At 71.5% G+C, this 2,603-nt stretch carries 3 protein-coding genes and 1 pseudogene; 1 reads left to right on the top strand and 3 read right to left on the bottom strand.

What is annotated here, in order from left to right:
• Positions 1 to 9 precede the first annotated feature (9 nt).
• From ACYVE9_RS22310 to ACYVE9_RS22300, 3 genes are all read right to left on the bottom strand, one after another.
• The gene (locus ACYVE9_RS22310) at positions 10 to 480 is read right to left on the bottom strand and encodes a DUF3618 domain-containing protein (protein ID WP_461029677.1); all 471 of its coding nucleotides are present in this window, start codon (positions 478 to 480) and stop codon (positions 10 to 12) included.
• Positions 477 to 896, bottom strand: coding sequence for a phage holin family protein (locus ACYVE9_RS22305; RefSeq protein WP_461029676.1), 420 nt, complete (start codon positions 894 to 896; stop codon positions 477 to 479). The genes ACYVE9_RS22310 and ACYVE9_RS22305 overlap by 4 nt, the downstream gene beginning before the upstream one ends.
• A gap of 159 nt (positions 897 to 1,055) precedes the next feature.
• Positions 1,056 to 2,192 carry a YihY/virulence factor BrkB family protein gene (locus ACYVE9_RS22300; RefSeq protein WP_461029675.1) on the bottom strand — a complete coding sequence of 379 codons (1,137 nt, stop codon included), beginning with the start codon at positions 2,190 to 2,192 and terminating at the stop codon, positions 1,056 to 1,058.
• 231 nt (positions 2,193 to 2,423) lie between these two features.
• Between ACYVE9_RS22300 and ACYVE9_RS22295 the strand changes: the two are divergent.
• A pseudogene (locus ACYVE9_RS22295) lies at positions 2,424 to 2,603 on the top strand (phosphatase PAP2 family protein); the annotation flags it as partial.

Below are 2,603 nucleotides of genomic sequence, written 5' to 3'. Positions count from 1 at the left end.
CCGACGGTGTCAGCGGCGTCCGCCGCGCTTCCGCGTCATCTTGGCGAGGACGAGCAGGACCGCGACGGCCGCCAGGATCGGTGCGGGGCGGCGGCGTGCCGCCGCGGCGACCTGACCGGCCTTCTCCTGCACCTGGTCGGGTGTGCGCTCCTGGAGCTTGCCGGCCACGACCGACGCCTTCTCACCGACCTGCGTACGGGCGAGGGCGGCCCGCTCCCGCACCGGCTCGGGGGTGCGCTCCTGGGCGAGCTTCGCCAGCCGGGTGGCCCTCTCCTGCACCTGTGTCCTGGCCTGCGCGGTGGCGTGCTGGGCCTGCGCCTTGGCCGAGGTGGCCTTCTGCCGCACGCCCGGCGCCGCCTCGTCGGCCTTGCCCGCCAGCCCTTCCACGCTCTGGCCGAGCCGTTCCTGGGTGCCTTCCGTGCGGACCCGCAGCTCCTCGGGGGTGGGTGCGGATCCGTTCGTCTCGGGCTTGCCGCTCATCGATGTGCCCTCTCCTTGATTTCGGCCACGTCGGCCTTGATGCCGGCGATCGCCTGCTCGGGCGCCGGCGGTGTCGCCTGTTTGATCTGCTTCTTGCCCGCCAGCCCCAGCACGGCGGTGACGCCGAGCAGGACCACGGCGACGATCAGCGCCGAGGCCCATACCGGCAGTACCAGTGCCAGCGCCGCGATCGCGGCGGCGGCCAGGGCCTGCAGCGCGATGAACGCCATCATCCCGGCGCCGCCGAACAGGCCGCCGCCGATACCGAACCGCTTGCCCTTCGCGGTCATCTCCGCCTGCGCGAGGCGCAGTTCCTCACGGACCAGCTGGGACAGCTGCTGCGAGGCCAGGGACACCAGCTCGCCCACCGAGCTCTGGCTGCCGTTGTGTTCCGGGCGGTGCTCAGGAGGATTCATCACCGTTCACCTGTCTTTTGGATGCTTCGTTCGACCGGTTACCCGGCCGCGCCGCGCACATGCGGCCGGTGGGGAGGGAAGGCCTCCGGATGCGTCGCCACGTGATCCTCCGCAGGACGCGAAGGGCACGCGGGCGCCGAACCGCCGGGCGGCAGGCCGTCATTCGGCCCGGCGTCGGTCCTCGTCGCTCCACTTCCTGGTGTCGCGCGGCTCGACGTAGGGCTCCTCGTTCTCCGGGTGGCCGCCGACGATGGCGCGCTGCCTGGCCATCTCGGCGTCGAACTCCAGGCCCAGGAGGATCGCCAGGTTGGTGATCCACAACCACACCAGGAAGATGATCACACCGGCGAGAGTGCCGTAGGTCTTGTTGTAGGAGCCGAAGTTGGCGACGTAGAAGGCGAACCCGGCGGAAGCGACCAGCCAGAGCAGCAGCGCCAGCAAGCTGCCCGGCGTGACCCACTTGAAGCCGCGGCCCCTGGCGTTCGGCGCCGCCCAGTAGAGGACGGCGATCATGATGGTGACCAGCAGCACCAGCACCGGCCACTTGGCGATCGACCACACCGTCATCGCGGTGTCGCCCACGCCCAGCGCGGTGCCGACCTGCCGGGCGATACCGCCGGTGAGCACCACGATGAGGGCGCTGACGCAGGCCAGGACCATCAGGACCACCGTGAGCACCAGGCGCAGCGGCAGGACCTTCCACACCGGACGCCCTTCGGGCATGTCGTAGACGACGTTGGAGCTGCGGATGAAGGCCGCGACGTAACCGGAGGCGGACCACACGGCGGCGAGCAGACCGACGACGGCCATGACGGAGCCGATTCCGCCGCTGCCCTGGAGCTGCTCCACCGCGTTGGTGATCACCTGGCGCGCCGCGCCGGGGGCCAGATCCTGGAGGTTGTCCATGACCTGCTGGGTGGCGGACTGGCCGGCTACGCCGAGCAGCGAGACCAGCACCAGCAGCGCCGGGAACAGGGAGAGCACGCTGTAGTAGGTGAGCGCAGCGGACCGGTCGGTGAGCTCGTCCTGCTTGAACTCCTTGGCCGTACTGCGCAGCAGTGCGCCCCACGACTTCTTGGGCATCTCGGTCGGCGTGTCGGGGGCGTCGCGCTCGACCTGCGGGTCCGGTCCTGGACGACCCGCCTCTGCGTCGTCCCGGCCGCCGGGGGCGTCACGGTGGTCGGTGCCGTCCCTGCTGCCGGAGCCGGCACGGTCCTGGCCGGCCCGATCGTCCGGCGTTCCCGCGCCCGCCTGGTCCTCGGACTTGTCTCGATGCAGCTTCGGTATCCGTGCCATGGGTACCGGATGACCAGGACAGGCGGAAGATAACCGCACATCTCTGACCAATCTGTGATTTTTTTCGCCTCGCCCCGCCTGGCCACCGGTGACCGCCACGCCTCCGCTCCACCCCCGCCGGGGCTCCCACCACGACTCCGTCGCCGGGCAGGCCGCGTCGCCCGGCGTACCCCCGCCCTCCCTGCCCGGAGGGAGGGGTGTGAAGCGGCTCCGGGCGGGAATCCGGCAGCCATGATCAGCCTCACGGATCTGCGCAAGGCGGACCTCCGGCTCACCCGCCGGATGGCCTCCTGGGACTCGGCCTGGGCCCGGCAGGCACTGCCCGCCCTGGAGTCGTCGGCCGAGCGGACGAAGCTGTGGTGGGGCGCGGCGGCGGTTCTGGCGACCGCGGGCGGCGGCCGGGGCCGCCGG

The sequence above is a fragment of the Streptomyces sparsus genome (assembly GCF_054776295.1).
This window is presented reverse-complemented; position numbering and strand designations above follow the sequence as displayed.

What these genes read in the sequence shown, in the direction of transcription:
- ACYVE9_RS22300 (WP_461029675.1), bottom strand. Translation starts at nt 2,192, where the DNA reads ATGGCACGGATACCGAAGCTGCATCGAGACAAGTCCGAGGACCAGGCG.
- ACYVE9_RS22305 (WP_461029676.1), bottom strand. Translation starts at nt 896, where the DNA reads ATGAATCCTCCTGAGCACCGCCCGGAACACAACGGCAGCCAGAGCTCG.
- ACYVE9_RS22310 (WP_461029677.1), bottom strand. Translation starts at nt 480, where the DNA reads ATGAGCGGCAAGCCCGAGACGAACGGATCCGCACCCACCCCCGAGGAG.